This window comes from Streptomyces sp. NPDC046900 (assembly GCF_040644975.1).
Lineage (GTDB): Bacteria > Actinomycetota > Actinomycetes > Streptomycetales > Streptomycetaceae > Streptomyces.
Map to the genome: position 1 here is coordinate 1 of NZ_JBEYXD010000042.1, position 14,879 is coordinate 14,879.

The following is a 14,879-nucleotide window of genomic DNA, read 5'->3' on the forward strand; positions in this document are numbered from 1 at the left end:
ATGACGGCGTGGGCGGTACCGGGGTATTCCGAGTCGGTCGAGCTCGGTTCAGGGGCAAGTGGGCGCGTAGTACAGGCCGTGCACGAGCAGACCGGCCGCGAGCCATGGGGCTAGCCGCGCCGCCGGCGCCCCAGTCCGATCGCTCCCGCGCCCACGACCAGCAGAGCGACTGCGCCGCCCACGGCATACGGCGTCGCCGCACTTCCGCCCGTCTCCGCGAGGTCGGCCTTCGCGTGCGTACCCTGGGGCTTCACATCCTCGGCGGGCGCCGCCGTGGGCGTGGACGACGTCACCGGTGAGGGAGACGCGCTCGGGGCGGACGCCGGGGTCTCGCAGGTGGCGCCTCCGAGTGTCACCGTGCCCTTCACCTCGGCCACGTTCAGGTGCAGGGGGTTCACCGAGACCGTCAGCACCAGTGCGGCGGCCGCCGCCGTCCGGGACGTCGTCGGTGTCGGCGACACCTCGAGCCGGACCTCGCCGACGCCCGGCACCTTCACCTGTGTCGGCCCGCCGGCCGTCGCCGTGACCTTCCGCCCGAGCACGGTCACCGCGCCGAGCACGTTCGCCGTGGCGACCGGCTTCCTCCCGACTTCGCACACCGCCTTCGACGTGACGCCGTCCACCTCGATCAGGGACAGCATGGGCAGCCCCGGCAGATGGATGCGCGCGTGCGCGAGGTTCGTGGAGGCCTCCGCGCCCGACGCCGAGACCGTCGCCTCGGCGGTGGCGGCGTCCGCCCGCACCACGTCGAAGGGACGGCCGCCGGCGACTCCGTCGAGCCGGGCCGACAGCGCGGTCTCCTTGGCGCTCCCCGGCGCCCGCACCTCGTCGAGCGAGACCGTCAGCGGGACGTTCAGGCTCTTGTTGAGCAGGGACACATCGAGCTCGGTGCGCACCACGACGGCGGCGGCGCGGCCGTGGTCCTCATCGGCCTGCGCGGAGCCCGCGCAGGCCAGTGCGGCGGGCCCTGCGGCCAGGACTGTGGCCAGCGCGACGTTGGTCAGGCGGCGTGCGGGCATGCGGAAGGTGGTGCCGTTCATGGTGGTGGGACCCCCAGATAAGACAAGCTCGGGACCCGGACAGAATTTCGTACCGGGAGTGAGCCGTCAGCAACACCGAGTCACTTCACTCCATCGCGGCTTTCTCGCAAGGACTTTCGAAAATCAGGGCACACCCGTTCCCGGATGTCACCCCCGTATCCCCCATAACGGGGAAGCGCCCGGCGCACGGGCGCGGCGCCTACCCGAACACAAGGCCGTTCAGCACCACCCGCTGCGGCGCCGCCAGCACCCGTACGTCCGCGCGCGGATCCGCCTCGTACACCACGAGGTCGGCGGGCGCCCCTTCCTCGAGCCCGGGCCGGCCGAGCCACCGGCGGGCGCTCCACGCGGTCGCCGCGAGCGCGTCGACGGCCGGGATCCCGGCGGTGACCAGTTCCGCCACCTCGCCCGCGACCAGTCCGTGGGCGAGCCCGCCGCCCGCGTCGGTGCCGACGTACACCGGTATGCCTGCGTCGTACGCGGCGCGTACGGTGTCGTACCGCCGCTCGTACAGCCGTCGCATGTGATCGGACCAGCGCGGGAACTTCGCCTGGCCACCGTCGGCGAGCCTCGGGAAGGTCGCGATGTTCACCAGCGTCGGGACGATGGCGACACCCCGCTCCGCGAACAGCGGAATCGTCTCCTCCGTCAGACCCGTGGCGTGTTCGATGCAGTCGATACCCGCCTCGACCAGATCCCGCAGCGAGTCCTCGTCGAAGCAGTGCGCGGTGACCCGCGTGCCCAGGCGGTGCGCCTCCGCGATGGCCGCCTCGACCGCCTCACGGGGCCAGCAGGCGGACAGGTCCCCGCTCTCCCGGTCGATCCAGTCGCCGACCAGCTTGACCCAGCCGTCACCGCGCCGGGCCTCCTGGGCGACGTACGCGACCAGGCCCTCCGGCTCGATCTCCCAGGCGTAGTTGCGGATGTAGCGGCGGGTGCGCGCGATGTGCCGGCCGGCCCGGATGATCTTCGGCAGATCGTCGCGGTCGTCGATCCACCGCGTGTCGGACGGCGAGCCCGCGTCACGGATCAGCAGGGTTCCCGCGTCGCGGTCGGTCAGCGCCTGCTTCTCGGAGACGTCGTCGGAGACAGGGCCGTGGGCGTCGAGGCCGACATGGCAGTGCGCGTCGACCAGGCCGGGCAGCGCCCAGCCCTCGACCGTACGGACGTCGCGGGCGCCGGCGGGGCGGTCGTACGAGATCCGGCCGCCGACCACCCACAGCTCGTCGCGGACCTCCTCCGGTCCGACGAGCACCCGCCCCTTCACGTGCAGCACCGCGTGATCGCTCATGTACTGCACCTTAGTTCGCCCGCTACGCGGTCCCGGACACCCGGTCGGAGGTCTCCTCCTCCACCTCGGCCCTCGCGGGGTCGAGGAGCCGGGAGAGGAAGTGACGGGTGCGTTCATGGCGGGGGTCGCCGATGACCTGGTCCGGTGTGCCGTCCTCGACGACCACCCCGCCGTCCATGAAGACGACCCGGTCGGCGACCTCGCGGGCGAAGCTCATCTCGTGGGTGACGACCATCATCGTCATGCCCTCGCTCGCGAGCATGCGCATGACGGCGAGGACATCGCCCACCAGCTCGGGGTCGAGCGCCGAGGTCGGCTCGTCGAAGAGCATCACTTCGGGGCCCATGGCCAGCGCCCGGGCGATGGCGACCCGCTGCTGCTGCCCGCCGGAGAGCGAGGACGGGTACGCCTGGGCCTTCTCGGACAGGCCCACGCGTTCCAGGTTCCCGGCCGCGATCCGTGCGGCCTCGGCCTTGTCCCGGCCGAGGACCCGGCGCTGCGGCAGGGTGAGGTTCTCGGTCACGGTGAGGTGCGGGAAGAGGTTGAACTGCTGGAAGACCATGCCGATACGGCGGCGCACCCGGTCGATGTCCACGTCCGGATCGGTCACCTCGGTACCGCCGACGAAGACCTGCCCCCTGGTGGGCTCCTCCAGGAGGTTCACGCAGCGCAGCAGGGTCGACTTGCCGGAGCCGGACGGGCCGATGACGCAGACCACCTCGCCCTGGCCGATCTCCAGGTCGATGCCGCGCAGCACCTGGTTGTCGCCGAAGGACTTGTGCAGGTCCCGGATCTGGATCTCTGCGGAACTGCTCACTTGACGGCCTCCTGGGCCTTCGCCTCCATGCGGCGCACGACGAAACCGAGCGGGATCGTCACGAGCAGGTAGCACAGCCCGGCGACGAGGATCGGCGTGGAGTTGGCGGTCGTACTGGCGAGGTCGCGGCCGAACTTCGACAGCTCGCGCTCCTCCAGGGTGACGCCGAGGACCAGCACCAGCGAGGAGTCCTTGAAGAGCTGGACGAACTCGTTGGTCAGCGGCGGGAGGATGATCCGGAAGGCCTGGGGAACGACGATGGACACCATGGCCCGGGCGGGCGAGAAGCCCAGCGAACGAGCCGCCTCCATCTGCCCCTTGGGCACCGCCTGGATGCCGGCCCGGAAGGTCTCGGCCATGTACGCGGCACCCACCAGGCCGAGCGCGAGGGCGGCCTTGCCGTAGGTGCCGCCCACGATCTCCGTGCCCGGGAAGGCCAGCGGCACCGCCACGCCGATGAAGATGAAGATCAGCAGGGCGGGCAGCCCGCGGAAGATCTCGATGTAGACGCCGGCGACCCAGCGGTACGGGCCGACGGACGACAGCCGCATCAGGGCGAGGACGATGCCCAGCACCAGGCCGACGGCAAAGCCGGACAAGGTGTAGAGCACGGTGTTCCTCAGCGCCAGCGTGATGACGTCGGGGAACATCTGCCCGGCGATGTCCGCCTGCGCGAACTGGTTCTGCAGCCGCCCCCAGTCCGCCGTGACCGCGAACACGATCACGACGGCGACGAAGAGAACGTACTGGGCGCCGCGCGACAGTCTGCGTCGCTGACGCCGGGTCAGCCCCTTCTTCCGCGGCTGGACCCCGGCGTCGCCCGTACCGGTCGCCTTGCTCATGAGGCGGAGGGCGAGGCGGCGGTCGCGTCGTACGGGCCGATCCACTTCTCGTACAGCTTCTTGTACGTGCCGTCGGCCTTGGCGTCCTTGAGCGCCTTGTTGACCGCGGCGAGAAGCTTCGTGTTGCCCTTCTTCACCGTGAAGCCGTACTGCTCACCGGTGTTGAGGTTGCCGACCACACTGAAGGCGTCGGCGTTGGCCTTGTCCTTGAGCCAGCCCTGGACGACCGGGTAGTCGATGACGACCGCCTGGACCTGACCGGTGCGCAGGCCGTTGACGACGGCGTCGGAGGACTCGAAGGAGATGGGGTCGAAGCCCTGCTTCTTCGCGTAGTCCTCGCCGGTGGTCTGCGCCTGGGTGCCCAGCTTCTTGCCCTTGGCCTTCACGTCGGCCAGCGAGGTGATGCCGCTCTTCTTGTCGACCAGGACGGCCTGGGTGGCGTCGAAGTACGGGTCGGAGAAGTCGACGTGCTTCTTGCGCTCGTCGGTGATGGTCATGCCGGCCGCGGCGAGGTCGCACTGGCCGGAGTTGAGGAAGGCGCCGGTCTTGAAGTTCTCGAAGGGCGTGTCGAGGATCTGCTGCTTCACCCCGAGGTCCTTGGCCACCAGGTCGACCAGCGAGACGTCGAAGCCCTGCACCTTGCCGTCGACCTCCGACTGGAAGGGCGGGTAGGGCAGATGGGTGCAGGTGGTGATCTGGCCCGCCTAGACGAGCTCGACGCCGCCGGCCGCCTTTCCTGCGCTGCCGCCGCTGCCGCTCGAGGTGCAGCCGGCCACGAGTACCACGCCGGCCGTCGCGGTGGTGGCGGCCAGGACACGGGCCCGGCGCCCGAGGAGCGTGTTCACGGAGGACCTCTCTGTGGGGGAAGGGTGAGCTTCGATTATAAGGACATGTTTGGGTGTCTCAAACCAATCCGATGGCCAAGAGGTTCCCTCACCTCAGAAACCACGAGCGGCAGGGCCAGACGCACTCCGGTCACGCTCCGCCCGTCCAGGCGACCGGGACGGGGCTGTCGCTCCGGGCCATCCGGAGCCCTCTGCACACGAGGCCGCGCGCAGCTACGCCGAGGGGGTTCCGGCAGAGTGACCGAAACCTGAATTCGGAATTTCCCTCCAGACCCTTTTCGCGCAATTATGGAAATTCCTTCCAGGGCAGCTTCCCGTATTCTTCTGCCCGCTCTTTCCTGGCTTAAACGCAAAGATTCTGCGAACGCCAACCGGAGTAATTCGGGTAGATCTCGTGTGGGTGACGAGGATGTGATCGACCCCACACCGCACCCAATTTGCCCCATATTTTCCGGGCATTCATACGCCAATTACCCCGCGCCCGCGCGATCACGCACGCCCGCGTGATAACACATGGACCGCGGTTCCGTAACCCCCGCCAGCGATGCATTTTCACATTTCCCTGGGTAAATTCGATCGACATGACCGCCGCACAAGCAGACCTGCAAGCGGAATTTCTGGAAATGCCGGAAGGACTGCGGATCGACCGTCCGGAGGTGGCGGACGGGGCCGCTCTCTGGCGCCTGGCCAGGGACTCCGGAACCCTCGATCTGAACTCCTCCTACAGCTATCTGCTGTGGTGCCGCGACTTCGCCGGCACCTCGGCGGTGGTGCGCGACGGGTCCGACGGCCGGCCCGTGGGGTTCGTCACCGCGTACCTGCGGCCCGACCGTCCGCGCACCCTCCTGGTGTGGCAGGTGGCCGTCGACTCCGCCCAGCGCGGGCGCGGGCTCGCGGCACGGCTGCTCGACGCGCTCACGGCACGGGTGGTCGAGGAGCACGGGGTGACCGGTCTCGAGACGACGATCACCCCCGGCAACACCGCCTCCGAGCGCCTGTTCACCTCGTTCGCCCGGCGGCACGGGGCGGCCCTGGAACGTGAGGTCCTCTTCGAGACTCCCCAGTTCCCCGACGGCCCGCACGATCCCGAAGTCCTGTACCGCATCGGCCCGCTGTCCGACTGAGTCCCACGCACGCACTCCCTCTCCCCCACCCCCGAGGAGCGTTTTCGCCGTGACCATCACCCAGCCCGACCTCAGCGTCTTCGAGACCCTGGAGTCCGAGGTGCGCAGCTACTGCCGCGGCTGGCCCACCGTCTTCGACCGCGCGCAGGGCAGCCGCATGTACGACGAGGACGGGCACGAGTACCTCGACTTCTTCGCCGGCGCCGGATCCCTCAACTACGGCCATAACAACCCCGTACTGAAACGTGCGCTGATCGACTATCTGGAGCGGGACGGCGTCACCCACGGGCTCGACATGTCGACCACCGCGAAACGTTCCTTCCTCCAGACCTTCCAGGACCTCGTCCTGCGGCCGCGCGACCTGCCGTACAAGGTCATGTTCCCGGGGCCCACCGGCACCAACGCCGTCGAGTCGGCCCTCAAACTGGCCCGCAAGGTGAAGGGCCGCGAGGCCATCGTGTCCTTCACCAACGCCTTCCACGGCATGTCCCTGGGCTCCCTCGCCGTCACCGGCAACGCCTTCAAGCGCGCCGGCGCCGGGATCCCGCTCGTGCACGGGACGCCCATGCCCTTCGACCACTATCTGGACGGCAGGGTCCCGGACTTCCTGTGGTTCGAGCGGCTCCTGGAGGACCAGGGCTCCGGGCTCAACCAGCCCGCCGCCGTCATCGTCGAGACCGTGCAGGGCGAGGGCGGCATCAACATCGCCCGGGCCGAGTGGCTGCGCCGCCTCGCCGATCTGTGCGCGCGCCGCGACATGCTGCTGATCGTGGACGACATCCAGATGGGCTGCGGGCGTACCGGCGCCTTCTTCTCCTTCGAGGAGGCCGGGATCGTGCCGGACATCGTCACCGTGTCCAAGTCCATCAGCGGCTACGGACTGCCCATGTCGCTCTGCCTGTTCAAGCCCGAACTGGACATCTGGGAGCCGGGCGAGCACAACGGCACCTTCCGCGGCAACAACCCCGCGTTCGTGACCGCGACGGCCGCCCTGGAGAGCTACTGGAGGGACGGGTCCGCCATGGAGAAGCAGACCCGGGCGCGCGGCGAGCAGGTCGAGCAGGAGCTGATCTCGATCACCGAGGAGAACCTGACCGACGTCAAGGAGTACCGCGGACGCGGGCTGGTGTGGGGCCTGGAGTTCCACGACAAGGCCCGCGCCGGACGCGTCGCACGACGCGCCTTCGACCTGGGGCTGCTGGTCGAGACCTCGGGCCCCGAGAGCGAGGTCGTCAAACTGCTCCCCGCCCTCACCATCACCGCGGACGAACTCGACGAGGGCCTGAGCACCCTGGCCCGCGCCGTCCGCGAAACCGTCTGAACACCGCCGAGAAGGAGGCACGCACCACCGTGATCGTCCGTTCGTTCAAGGAGATCGAAGGCACCGACCGGCACATCAAGTCGGCGTCCGGCACCTGGGAGAGCAAGCGCATCGTCCTCGCGAAGGAGAAGGTCGGCTTCTCCGTCCACGAGACGATCCTGTACGCGGGCACGGAGACGTCGATGTGGTACGCGAACCACATCGAGGCCGTCGTGTGCGTGGAAGGCGAGGCGCACCTCACCGACAACGAGACCGGGAAGACCTACACGATCACGCCCGGGACCATGTACCTGCTCGACGGGCACGAGCGGCACACGCTCCGGGTCAAGGACGACTTCCGCTGCATCTGCGTGTTCAACCCACCCGTGACGGGCCGGGAGGACCACGACGAGAACGGCGTCTACCCGCTGCTGACCGAGGAGGTCTGACCGCACATGACCACCACCGTCACCGATCTGTACCCCAGCCGCGGCGCCACCGAGGTGTCCGTTCCCCGTCAGGACCCGGTCGTCTGGGGCGCGCCCGGCACACCCGGGCCGATCTCCGTCGCCGACCTCCAGGGGTACGAGCGCGACGGCTTCCTCGCCGTCGGCGAGCTGATCGGCCAGGACGAAGTCGCCGAGTACCAGCGGGAGTTGCAGCGAATCGTCACCGACCCGGAGATCCGCGCCGACGAGCGGTCGATCATCGAGCCGCAGTCCAAGGAGATCCGCTCCGTCTTCGAGGTCCACCGGATCAGCGAGGTGTTCGCGCGCCTCGTCCGCGACGAGCGTGTCGTCGGGAGGGCGCGGCAGATCCTCGGCTCGGACGTGTACGTCCACCAGTCGCGGATCAACGTCAAGCCCGGTTTCGGGGCCAGCGGCTTCTACTGGCACTCCGACTTCGAGACCTGGCACGCCGAGGACGGTCTGCCGAACATGCGGACGGTGTCCGTCTCGATCGCGCTGACCGAGAACTACGACACCAACGGCGGCCTGATGATCATGCCGGGATCGCACCGGACGTTCCTCGGCTGCGCGGGGGCCACCCCGAAGGACAACTACAAGAAGTCGCTGCAGATGCAGGACGCCGGCACGCCGTCCGACGACGCGCTGACCGCGATGGCGAGCCAGTACGGCATCCGGCTGTTCACCGGCAAGGCCGGTTCGGCGACCTGGTTCGACTGCAACTGCATGCACGGCTCGGGGGACAACATCACCCCGTTCCCGCGCAGCAACGTCTTCATCGTGTTCAACAGCGTGGAGAACGAGGCCGTCGAGCCGTTCGCGGCGCCGGTCCGGCGGCCCGAGTTCATCGGGGCGCGGGACTTCACGCCGGTGCACTGAGCGGATTCCCGCCGGCCCTTCGAGCCTGCCGCCCGTCACGGACGGGCGGCAGGCTCGTGTCCGCCGTGGTCAGCGCGACAGGACGTCCAGCAGGCGGTCGACGTCGGCGGGCGTGTTGTACAGATGGAAGGCGGCCCGCAGGTTGCCCGCCCGGTCGGAGACCTCGATCCCCGCACTGCTCAGCTCCTCCTGCCGGTGGCCGAGTCCGGGCACGGACACGATCGGCGAGCCCGGCGCGGGGACGGCCTCGTGGCCGAGGGCGTCGAGCCCCGCGCGGAAGCGGTCCGCGAGGGCGAGGTCGTGCGTGCGCACGGCGTCCACCCCGAGATGCTCCAGCAGTTCGAGGGAGCGGCGCGCGCCTGCGTACGAGAAGAGTGCGGGGCTCTCGTCGAACCGCCGTGCCGAATGGGCGAGTTCCGTGACGGGGCCGTAGCAGCTGTCCCAGGGCCGTTCCCCCGCGACCCAGCCGGCGAACAGCGGGGTGAGTCCGCCGAGGTCCTCCGGCACGGCCAGGAACGCCACGCCTCGCGGACAGAACAGCCACTTGAAGGCGACGGCGGAGACGTAGTCGTGGGCGTCCGCGTCGAGGTCCAGCCAGCCGGCGGCCTGGGACGCGTCGACGTACGTGCGTGCTCCGTGCTCGCGTGCCGCGGCCCGGATCGCGGGCAGGTCGGCGACCCGTCCGTCAGCGGACTGCGCGGCACTGACCGCGACGAGCGCGGTGCCGGGCCGCACCGACTCGGCGATGCCTTCCAGCGGCACGGCGCGCACCTTCAGGTCCTCGCGCATGTGGAAGGGGTTCACCACGGAACTGAAGTCGGCCTCGGCGGTGAGGACTTCGGCGCCCTCGGGCAGCGAGGCGGCGATCAGCCCGGTGTAGACGGCGACCGAGGCCCCGGCGGCCACCCGGCTGACGGGGATCCCGGTCAGCCGGGCGAACGAGGCGCGGGCGGCCTCCACATCGGCGAACATATCGGTCGGCCGGCCGGCGGCCGCCGACTCGACGGCCGTCCGCATGGCCTCCACGGTGCGCGCGGGCAGCAGCCCGCTGCTCGCCGTGTTGAGGTAGGTGTTCTTCGGGGCGAACTCAGCACGGACGAGGCTCTCGAAGGTCTCCATGGGACCACTCTGGGGCCCACTGAAGTCGTAGTCCATTGCGAATTCTTACGTGGTTCCACTAAGGAACGCTTATATGTCCACCCCGGAGCGGACCCTCGCTCAGTGACCCGGCACCGCGCATCCGTCCGGACCGCACGCGTCCGCGCCGCCGTCCTCGATCAGCCTCAGCTGCGGACGCTCGCCCCACGCCTGGGTCAGGGCCTGGGTGAAGACCTCCGCGGGCTGGGCGCCGGAGACACCGTACTTGCGGTCGAGAACGAAGAACGGCACACCGTTGGCTCCGAGCTCGGCCGCCTCCCGCTCGTCGGCGCGCACCGCGTCGGCGTACGCGGTGGGGTCGGCGAGCACCCCGCGGACCTCCTCGGCGTCGAGCCCCGACTCCACGGCCAGTTCCACCAGCCGCTCGACGCCCTCGGTGAAGACGGACCGCTCCTCGGCGAAGTTCGCCCGGTAGAGGACCTGGATCAGCTCGTCCTGCCGGCCCCGCTCCTTGGCGAGGTGGAGCAGGCGGTGCATGTCGAAGGTGTTGCCGTGGTCGCGGCCCGAGGTGCGGTAGTCCAGGCCCTCGGCCGCGGCCTGCGCTGCCAGGTTGTTCTCGCCGGCCTGCGCCTGCGTCTCGCTCATCCCGTACTTCTTGGCGAGCATCGTGAGGACCGGCTGGACGTCGCCCTTGGCCCGGTGCGGGTCCAGTTCGAAGGAGCGGTGCACCACCTCGACCTTGTCCCGGTGCGGGAAGGCCCCGAGCGCCTTCTCGAAACGGGCCTTGCCCACGTAGCACCAGGGACAGGCGATGTCGCTCCAGATCTCCACGCGCATGTCTTCGGCTTCTCTCCAGTCGGTACGGGTGCGGAGCCTCCCTCCGCCGATGTGCGTGAACGTTCAAGCGGTTGCCTTCATTCCCCGGGGACCGTGTACCGGAGGAAGAGATGGTGGTCTCCCTCCGCGGGCGGGTTCTGCGGGTCGGGGACCCAGCCGAGGCGGGTGTAGAAGGCCTGGGCGCGGCGGTTGTCGACATGGACGTCGAGGACGGCGGTCCGCCTGCCGTCGGCCTGCCACTCCTCGACGCAGGCCGCGTGCAGTGCGGCGCCGATGCCCCGGCGCCAGTGCCCGGGGTCGACGTGGAACTGGAAGAGTTTCACCGTGTCGGGCGATGCACCGTCCGGCGTACGGAAGGAGGCGACGGCGACGATACGGCCGCGCTCGACGGCGCACAGCACATGGGCGTCGGGCCGCTCCAGGGCGGTCCGCCAGGCGGCGAGCCAGTCGGTGCCGTCCTGCGGCGGCCCGTCCGGGTAGTAGGTCGCCCGGGCCCGGGCGTGCAGTTCGGCGACGGCCCGCACCTCGGCGGGCAGAGCGGTACGAATCAGTCGGTTCCCGGTCATTCGGTCGTCGATCATGCAGGGAAGGACGTCGCCGCGGCCGCAGTGGTTCCGGGTGGCGCTCATGGACGCGCGCCGCCGGGTCAGCTGCCGTCTCTGAGGTCCTGCGGCCAGTGCGGGTGGTACTCGATCCCGTCGTAGGTCACCACGCAGCCCTCCCCCATCGGCGACTGGGTCATGAAGCCCACCAGCGCCGCGTCCGTCTCCTTCTCGGCGCCCAGGGTGAACAGACGGACGAACGTCCAGCGCTTGCCGTCGCGAGAGGCGTGGAAGGCGAAGGCCCGGCCCGTGCGGCTGACCCGGAGCCAGACCGAACTGCCCTCCACGGTGAAGGAGTTGGCGTCGTCGGAGTGGCCGCGGGTGACCACCGTGCAGACGGTGGGCACATCCGGCGAGTACTCCAGGCAGAGCTTGGCCCAGGCCCGCTCGCCGACATGGACGTAGAGCACACCGGCGTCGAAGGACGCGTTGAAGCCGACGGTGACCCGGGCGATCAGCTGGAAGTCGCCCTCGGGCGCGCCGAGGAGCCGGGGCGCGTCGGAGGCCGGCTCCAGAGCCTCGCCGGTGGGCGGAACGAAACGATCCTGCCGGGCGCCCGCCCAGCCGGTGAGCACCCCGTCCTCGTACGACCAGTGGCCGCCCGGCCCGTACGTGCGCAGGGAGAACGGGAGTTCGGGAAGTTCAACGTCCATTGGGGAAGTCTCTCAGGCGCGCCCGCGACAGGCGCGGGGAACTACGCGGTCGACCACAAAAGCACCCGCGGACCGCGCCGCATCACGCTCCCACGGCGCGGCCCGCGCAGCAGTCACCTCTCCAGGCGCCCGTCGAAGCGCCGCGGCAACCCGAGCGGGTTGTCGTCGCGCAGCTCCGGCGGGAGGAGCGCCTCGGGGGCGCCCTGGTACACCACGGGCCGCAGCCAGCGCTCGATGGCCGTGCCGCCCACGGACGTGGACGTGGACGTCGTCGCCGGGTAGGGGCCGCCGTGGTGCTGGGCGGGCGCCACCGCCACACCCGTCGGCCAGCCGTTGACGAGGACGCGGCCCGCGAGCGGGGTCAGCTCCGTGAGGATCTCCGCGCCCCGGCCCTCGCCCGCCGTCTCCTCCGTGGACAGGTGCACCGTCGCCGTGAGGTTGCCGGGGAGCCGGCCGAGGACACGCTTGGCCTCGTCCTCGTCCTCGTAGCGCGCCACCACGGTGAGCGGGCCGAAGCACTCCTCCAGCAGGAGGTCGTACTCCCCGTCGCGGGTGAGCTTCTCGGCCGGGACGGTGAGGAATCCGGCGCTGACCGTGTGCTCGCTGCCCGCGCCGGCGGTGACCGGGGACTCCACCCCGGGCAGCGCGGCACGCTCGGCAACCCCGGCGACGAAGTTGTCGCGCATCCGGTGGTCGAGCAGAACGCCCGCCTCGGTGTCGCTGACGGCGTCCGTCAGGGACTTCACCAGGCGGTCCCCGCCCGCACCCGTGGGGGCCAGGACCAGGCCCGGCTTCACACAGAACTGGCCGACGCCCAGGGTCATGGAGCCCGCGAGCCCGGCCCCGATGGCCTCGGCGCGCTCGGCGGCGGCGGCCTCCGTGACGAGCACCGGGTTGAGCGAGCCGAGCTCGCCGTGGAAGGGGATGGGCGTGGGACGGGCCGCCGCCGCGTCGAAGAGGGCACGGCCGCCGCGGATGGAGCCCGTGAACCCGGCGGCGGCGATCAGCGGATGCGCGATGAGTTCGATGCCCGCCTGGAAGCCGTGGACGAGCCCGATGACGCCCTTGGGGATGCCGTGCTGCTCGGCGGCCCGGCGGAGCGTCGCGGCGACCAGCTCGGAGAGCGCCGGATGGTCGGGGTGGGCCTTGACGACGACGGGGCAGCCCGCGGCGAGCGCGCTCGCGGTGTCCCCGCCGGCCACCGAGAAGGCGAAGGGGAAGTTGGAGGCCGAGTAGACGGCGACGACGCCCAGCGGGACCTTGTAGCGGCGCAGGTCCGGGATCGGCGGGGTCGCGGTGTCGTCCGGGTGGTTGATCGCGACGTCGAGGAAGGCACCCTCGTCGACGATCCCCGCGAAGGCACGCAGCTGGTAGCAGGTCCGGGCGAGTTCGCCCGTCAGCCGGACCGGGCCGAGCGCGGTCTCCGCGTCGGCCGCCTCGACGAGCTGGTCCTTCGCGGCCTCCAGCCGGTCGGCGGCGGTGCGCAGAAAGGCCGAGCGGACCGCGCGGTCGGCGAGGGCTCCACGCGCGTCGTGGGCCGCGCGGACGGCGGCGTCCACCTCCTGGGCCGTGGCCTCCACCGCAACCTGTTCACGCGGCTTCCCGGTACGGGGGTCGACACTCCAGACTGGTGCTGCTGCCACCGCGGGTCCCTCCAGATGTCATGCCGCGTTCGTCCGTCACTCACCAGAGTCGTTCGATATACTGAACGCCGTCTCTGATGATGAATGATCTGTTCGGAGACTATTTCCCGTCGAACGAAGGGGTCAAGGGCGATGTCGGCTGGCGAGACAGGCGGCGGGGCGCAGGTCAAGTCCGCGGTGCGGACCGTTGAGTTGCTCGAGTACTTCGCCGGCCGCCCCGGTATGCACTCCCTGGCCGCCGTCCAGGAGGCGGTGGGCTACCCCAAGTCGAGCCTGTACATGCTGCTGCGCACGCTCGTGGAACTGGGCTGGGTGGAGACAGACGCGACGGGCACCCGGTACGGCATCGGAGTGCGGGCGCTGCTGGTCGGCACCTCGTACATCGACGGCGACGAGGTGGTGGCCGCGGCCCGCCCCACCTTGGACCGGCTCTCGGACGACACGACGGAGACCATCCACCTGGCACGCCTGGACGGTACGAACGTCGTCTACCTGGCGACCCGCCAGTCCCAGCACTACCTGCGCCCGTTCACGCGCGTCGGCCGCCGGCTGCCCGCGCACTCCACCTCGCTGGGCAAGGCGCTGCTGAGCACGTACACCGACGAGCAGGTCCGCAAGCTGCTCCCCGAGACGCTGCCGGCGCTGACCGAGCACACCATCACCGACCGCGAGAGACTCATCGAGGAACTCCATCAGGTCCGCGAGCAGGGCTTCGCCGTCGACCGCGAGGAGAACACACTGGGCCTGCGCTGCTTCGGCGTGGCGATCCCCTACCGCACCCCGGCCCGCGACGCGATCAGCTGCTCGGTCCCGGTGGCCCGGCTGACCCCGGCCCACGAACAGATGATCAAGGACGCACTGTTCGACGCGCGGGACCGTCTGACCCTGGCGACACGGAGGCTGTGACATGAAGGTCGCCCTGCGCGAGGTCCACGACAGCGACCTGGCGGTCTTCTTCCGCCAGCTGAACGACCCCGTCGCGCTCCACATGGCCGCGTTCACCCCCGAGAACCCCGCGGACCGGGCCGGCTTCGACGACCACTGGGCCCGGCTGCGCACCTCGTCCGACGTCGACGTCCGCACCGTGCTGGTCGACGGCGACGTGGTGGGCAGCGCGGCGGTGTACGGCGAGCCTGGCGAGCGCGAGGTCACGTACTGGATCGACCGCCCACACTGGGGCCGCGGCATTGCGACGGCGGCGCTGCGGCTCCTGCTGGAGGAGGTCCCCGAACGTCCGCTGTATGCCCGGGCCGCCGCCGACAACACGGGCTCGCGCCGGGTCCTGGAGAAGTGCGGCTTCGCGCAGACGGCCCGGGCCAGGGGCTTCGCGCACGCCCGCAGCGAGGAGATCGAGGAAGTCGTCCTCGTCCTGAAGGCCTGATCGCCCGGCCCGCCGCGCACATCGGCGGGCCGGCCCTTTCATGAGGCCCCGATGAGAAAG

At 70.3% G+C, this 14,879-nt stretch carries 15 protein-coding genes and 1 pseudogene; 6 read left to right on the forward strand and 10 right to left on the reverse strand.

Annotation, left to right across the window (positions count from 1 at the left end):
• Positions 1-110: 110 nt before the first annotated feature.
• The 5 genes and pseudogenes from ABZ904_RS31125 to ABZ904_RS31145 form a co-directional block, all read right to left on the reverse strand.
• Positions 111-1,040, reverse strand: a complete 930-nt coding sequence (locus tag ABZ904_RS31125; RefSeq protein ID WP_360996796.1) for an SCO1860 family LAETG-anchored protein — start codon at positions 1,038-1,040, stop codon at positions 111-113.
• A gap of 199 nt (positions 1,041-1,239) precedes the next feature.
• The gene (locus tag ABZ904_RS31130) at positions 1,240-2,331 is read right to left on the reverse strand and encodes an amidohydrolase family protein (protein WP_359392560.1); all 1,092 of its coding nucleotides are present in this window, start codon (positions 2,329-2,331) and stop codon (positions 1,240-1,242) included.
• Positions 2,332-2,353: 22 nt separating this feature from the next.
• Entirely contained in the window at positions 2,354-3,148 is a 795-nt protein-coding gene (locus ABZ904_RS31135) for an amino acid ABC transporter ATP-binding protein (RefSeq protein ID WP_359392558.1), read from the reverse strand.
• Positions 3,145-3,990, reverse strand: a complete 846-nt coding sequence (locus ABZ904_RS31140; protein WP_360996801.1) for an amino acid ABC transporter permease — start codon at positions 3,988-3,990, stop codon at positions 3,145-3,147. Before ABZ904_RS31140 ends, ABZ904_RS31135 begins: the two co-directional genes overlap by 4 nt.
• Positions 3,987-4,835: pseudogene (locus ABZ904_RS31145) on the reverse strand (transporter substrate-binding domain-containing protein). The gene ABZ904_RS31140 and the pseudogene ABZ904_RS31145 overlap by 4 nt, the downstream one beginning before the upstream one ends.
• A gap of 581 nt (positions 4,836-5,416) precedes the next feature.
• Between ABZ904_RS31145 and ectA the strand changes: the two are divergent.
• From ectA to thpD, 4 genes are read left to right on the forward strand one after another with little or no spacing between them, the layout of a single operon-like run.
• On the forward strand, positions 5,417-5,959 hold the full coding sequence (gene ectA / locus ABZ904_RS31150) for a diaminobutyrate acetyltransferase (RefSeq protein ID WP_359392552.1): 543 nt from the start codon (positions 5,417-5,419) through the stop codon (positions 5,957-5,959).
• A 49-nt stretch (positions 5,960-6,008) separates the two neighbouring features.
• Positions 6,009-7,280 carry a diaminobutyrate--2-oxoglutarate transaminase gene (ectB, locus tag ABZ904_RS31155; RefSeq protein WP_359392550.1) on the forward strand — a complete coding sequence of 424 codons (1,272 nt, stop codon included), beginning with the start codon at positions 6,009-6,011 and terminating at the stop codon, positions 7,278-7,280.
• A 29-nt stretch (positions 7,281-7,309) separates the two neighbouring features.
• On the forward strand, positions 7,310-7,708 hold the full coding sequence (locus tag ABZ904_RS31160; RefSeq protein WP_359392548.1) for an ectoine synthase: 399 nt from the start codon (positions 7,310-7,312) through the stop codon (positions 7,706-7,708).
• A gap of 6 nt (positions 7,709-7,714) precedes the next feature.
• Positions 7,715-8,605: an ectoine hydroxylase gene (gene thpD, locus ABZ904_RS31165; RefSeq protein ID WP_359392546.1), complete on the forward strand. Its 891-nt coding sequence runs from the start codon at positions 7,715-7,717 to the stop codon at positions 8,603-8,605.
• A gap of 69 nt (positions 8,606-8,674) precedes the next feature.
• Here thpD and ABZ904_RS31170 read toward each other — a convergent pair whose 3' ends face one another.
• The 5 genes from ABZ904_RS31170 to ABZ904_RS31190 all read right to left on the reverse strand — a co-directional run bounded on the left by ABZ904_RS31170 (position 8,675) and on the right by ABZ904_RS31190 (position 13,438).
• Entirely contained in the window at positions 8,675-9,760 is a 1,086-nt protein-coding gene (locus ABZ904_RS31170) for an aminotransferase class V-fold PLP-dependent enzyme (RefSeq protein WP_361826998.1), read from the reverse strand.
• A gap of 63 nt (positions 9,761-9,823) precedes the next feature.
• Complete coding sequence (locus tag ABZ904_RS31175) at positions 9,824-10,540, reverse strand: DsbA family oxidoreductase (RefSeq protein WP_361827001.1); 717 nt, start codon at positions 10,538-10,540, stop codon at positions 9,824-9,826.
• 77 nt (positions 10,541-10,617) lie between these two features.
• The gene (locus tag ABZ904_RS31180) at positions 10,618-11,121 is read right to left on the reverse strand and encodes a GNAT family N-acetyltransferase (protein ID WP_359392540.1); all 504 of its coding nucleotides are present in this window, start codon (positions 11,119-11,121) and stop codon (positions 10,618-10,620) included.
• 65 nt (positions 11,122-11,186) lie between these two features.
• Positions 11,187-11,795 (reverse strand): DUF1349 domain-containing protein, encoded by a 609-nt coding sequence (locus ABZ904_RS31185; RefSeq protein WP_359392539.1) that lies wholly within the window; start codon positions 11,793-11,795, stop codon positions 11,187-11,189.
• 113 nt (positions 11,796-11,908) lie between these two features.
• Entirely contained in the window at positions 11,909-13,438 is a 1,530-nt protein-coding gene (locus tag ABZ904_RS31190) for an aldehyde dehydrogenase (NADP(+)) (RefSeq protein ID WP_359392538.1), read from the reverse strand.
• 132 nt (positions 13,439-13,570) lie between these two features.
• On the opposite strand from ABZ904_RS31190, the gene ABZ904_RS31195 reads away from it, so the two are divergent.
• Both ABZ904_RS31195 and ABZ904_RS31200 read left to right on the forward strand, forming a co-directional pair.
• Positions 13,571-14,344 (forward strand): IclR family transcriptional regulator, encoded by a 774-nt coding sequence (locus ABZ904_RS31195; RefSeq protein WP_359392535.1) that lies wholly within the window; start codon positions 13,571-13,573, stop codon positions 14,342-14,344.
• 1 nt (position 14,345) lies between these two features.
• A complete protein-coding gene (locus tag ABZ904_RS31200; protein ID WP_359392533.1) occupies positions 14,346-14,819 on the forward strand; it encodes a GNAT family N-acetyltransferase in 474 nt (157 codons plus the stop codon).
• Positions 14,820-14,879 lie beyond the last annotated feature (60 nt).

Coding starts and splice junctions, on each gene's coding strand:
- ABZ904_RS31125 (WP_360996796.1), bottom strand. CDS start 1,040: ATGAACGGCACCACCTTCCGCATGCCCGCACGCCGCCTGACCAACGTC.
- ABZ904_RS31130 (WP_359392560.1), bottom strand. CDS start 2,331: ATGAGCGATCACGCGGTGCTGCACGTGAAGGGGCGGGTGCTCGTCGGA.
- ABZ904_RS31140 (WP_360996801.1), bottom strand. CDS start 3,990: ATGAGCAAGGCGACCGGTACGGGCGACGCCGGGGTCCAGCCGCGGAAG.
- ectA (WP_359392552.1), top strand. CDS start 5,417: ATGACCGCCGCACAAGCAGACCTGCAAGCGGAATTTCTGGAAATGCCG.
- thpD (WP_359392546.1), top strand. CDS start 7,715: ATGACCACCACCGTCACCGATCTGTACCCCAGCCGCGGCGCCACCGAG.
- ABZ904_RS31170 (WP_361826998.1), bottom strand. CDS start 9,760: ATGGACTACGACTTCAGTGGGCCCCAGAGTGGTCCCATGGAGACCTTC.
- ABZ904_RS31175 (WP_361827001.1), bottom strand. CDS start 10,540: ATGCGCGTGGAGATCTGGAGCGACATCGCCTGTCCCTGGTGCTACGTG.
- ABZ904_RS31180 (WP_359392540.1), bottom strand. CDS start 11,121: ATGATCGACGACCGAATGACCGGGAACCGACTGATTCGTACCGCTCTG.
- ABZ904_RS31185 (WP_359392539.1), bottom strand. CDS start 11,795: ATGGACGTTGAACTTCCCGAACTCCCGTTCTCCCTGCGCACGTACGGG.
- ABZ904_RS31195 (WP_359392535.1), top strand. CDS start 13,571: ATGTCGGCTGGCGAGACAGGCGGCGGGGCGCAGGTCAAGTCCGCGGTG.
- ABZ904_RS31200 (WP_359392533.1), top strand. CDS start 14,346: ATGAAGGTCGCCCTGCGCGAGGTCCACGACAGCGACCTGGCGGTCTTC.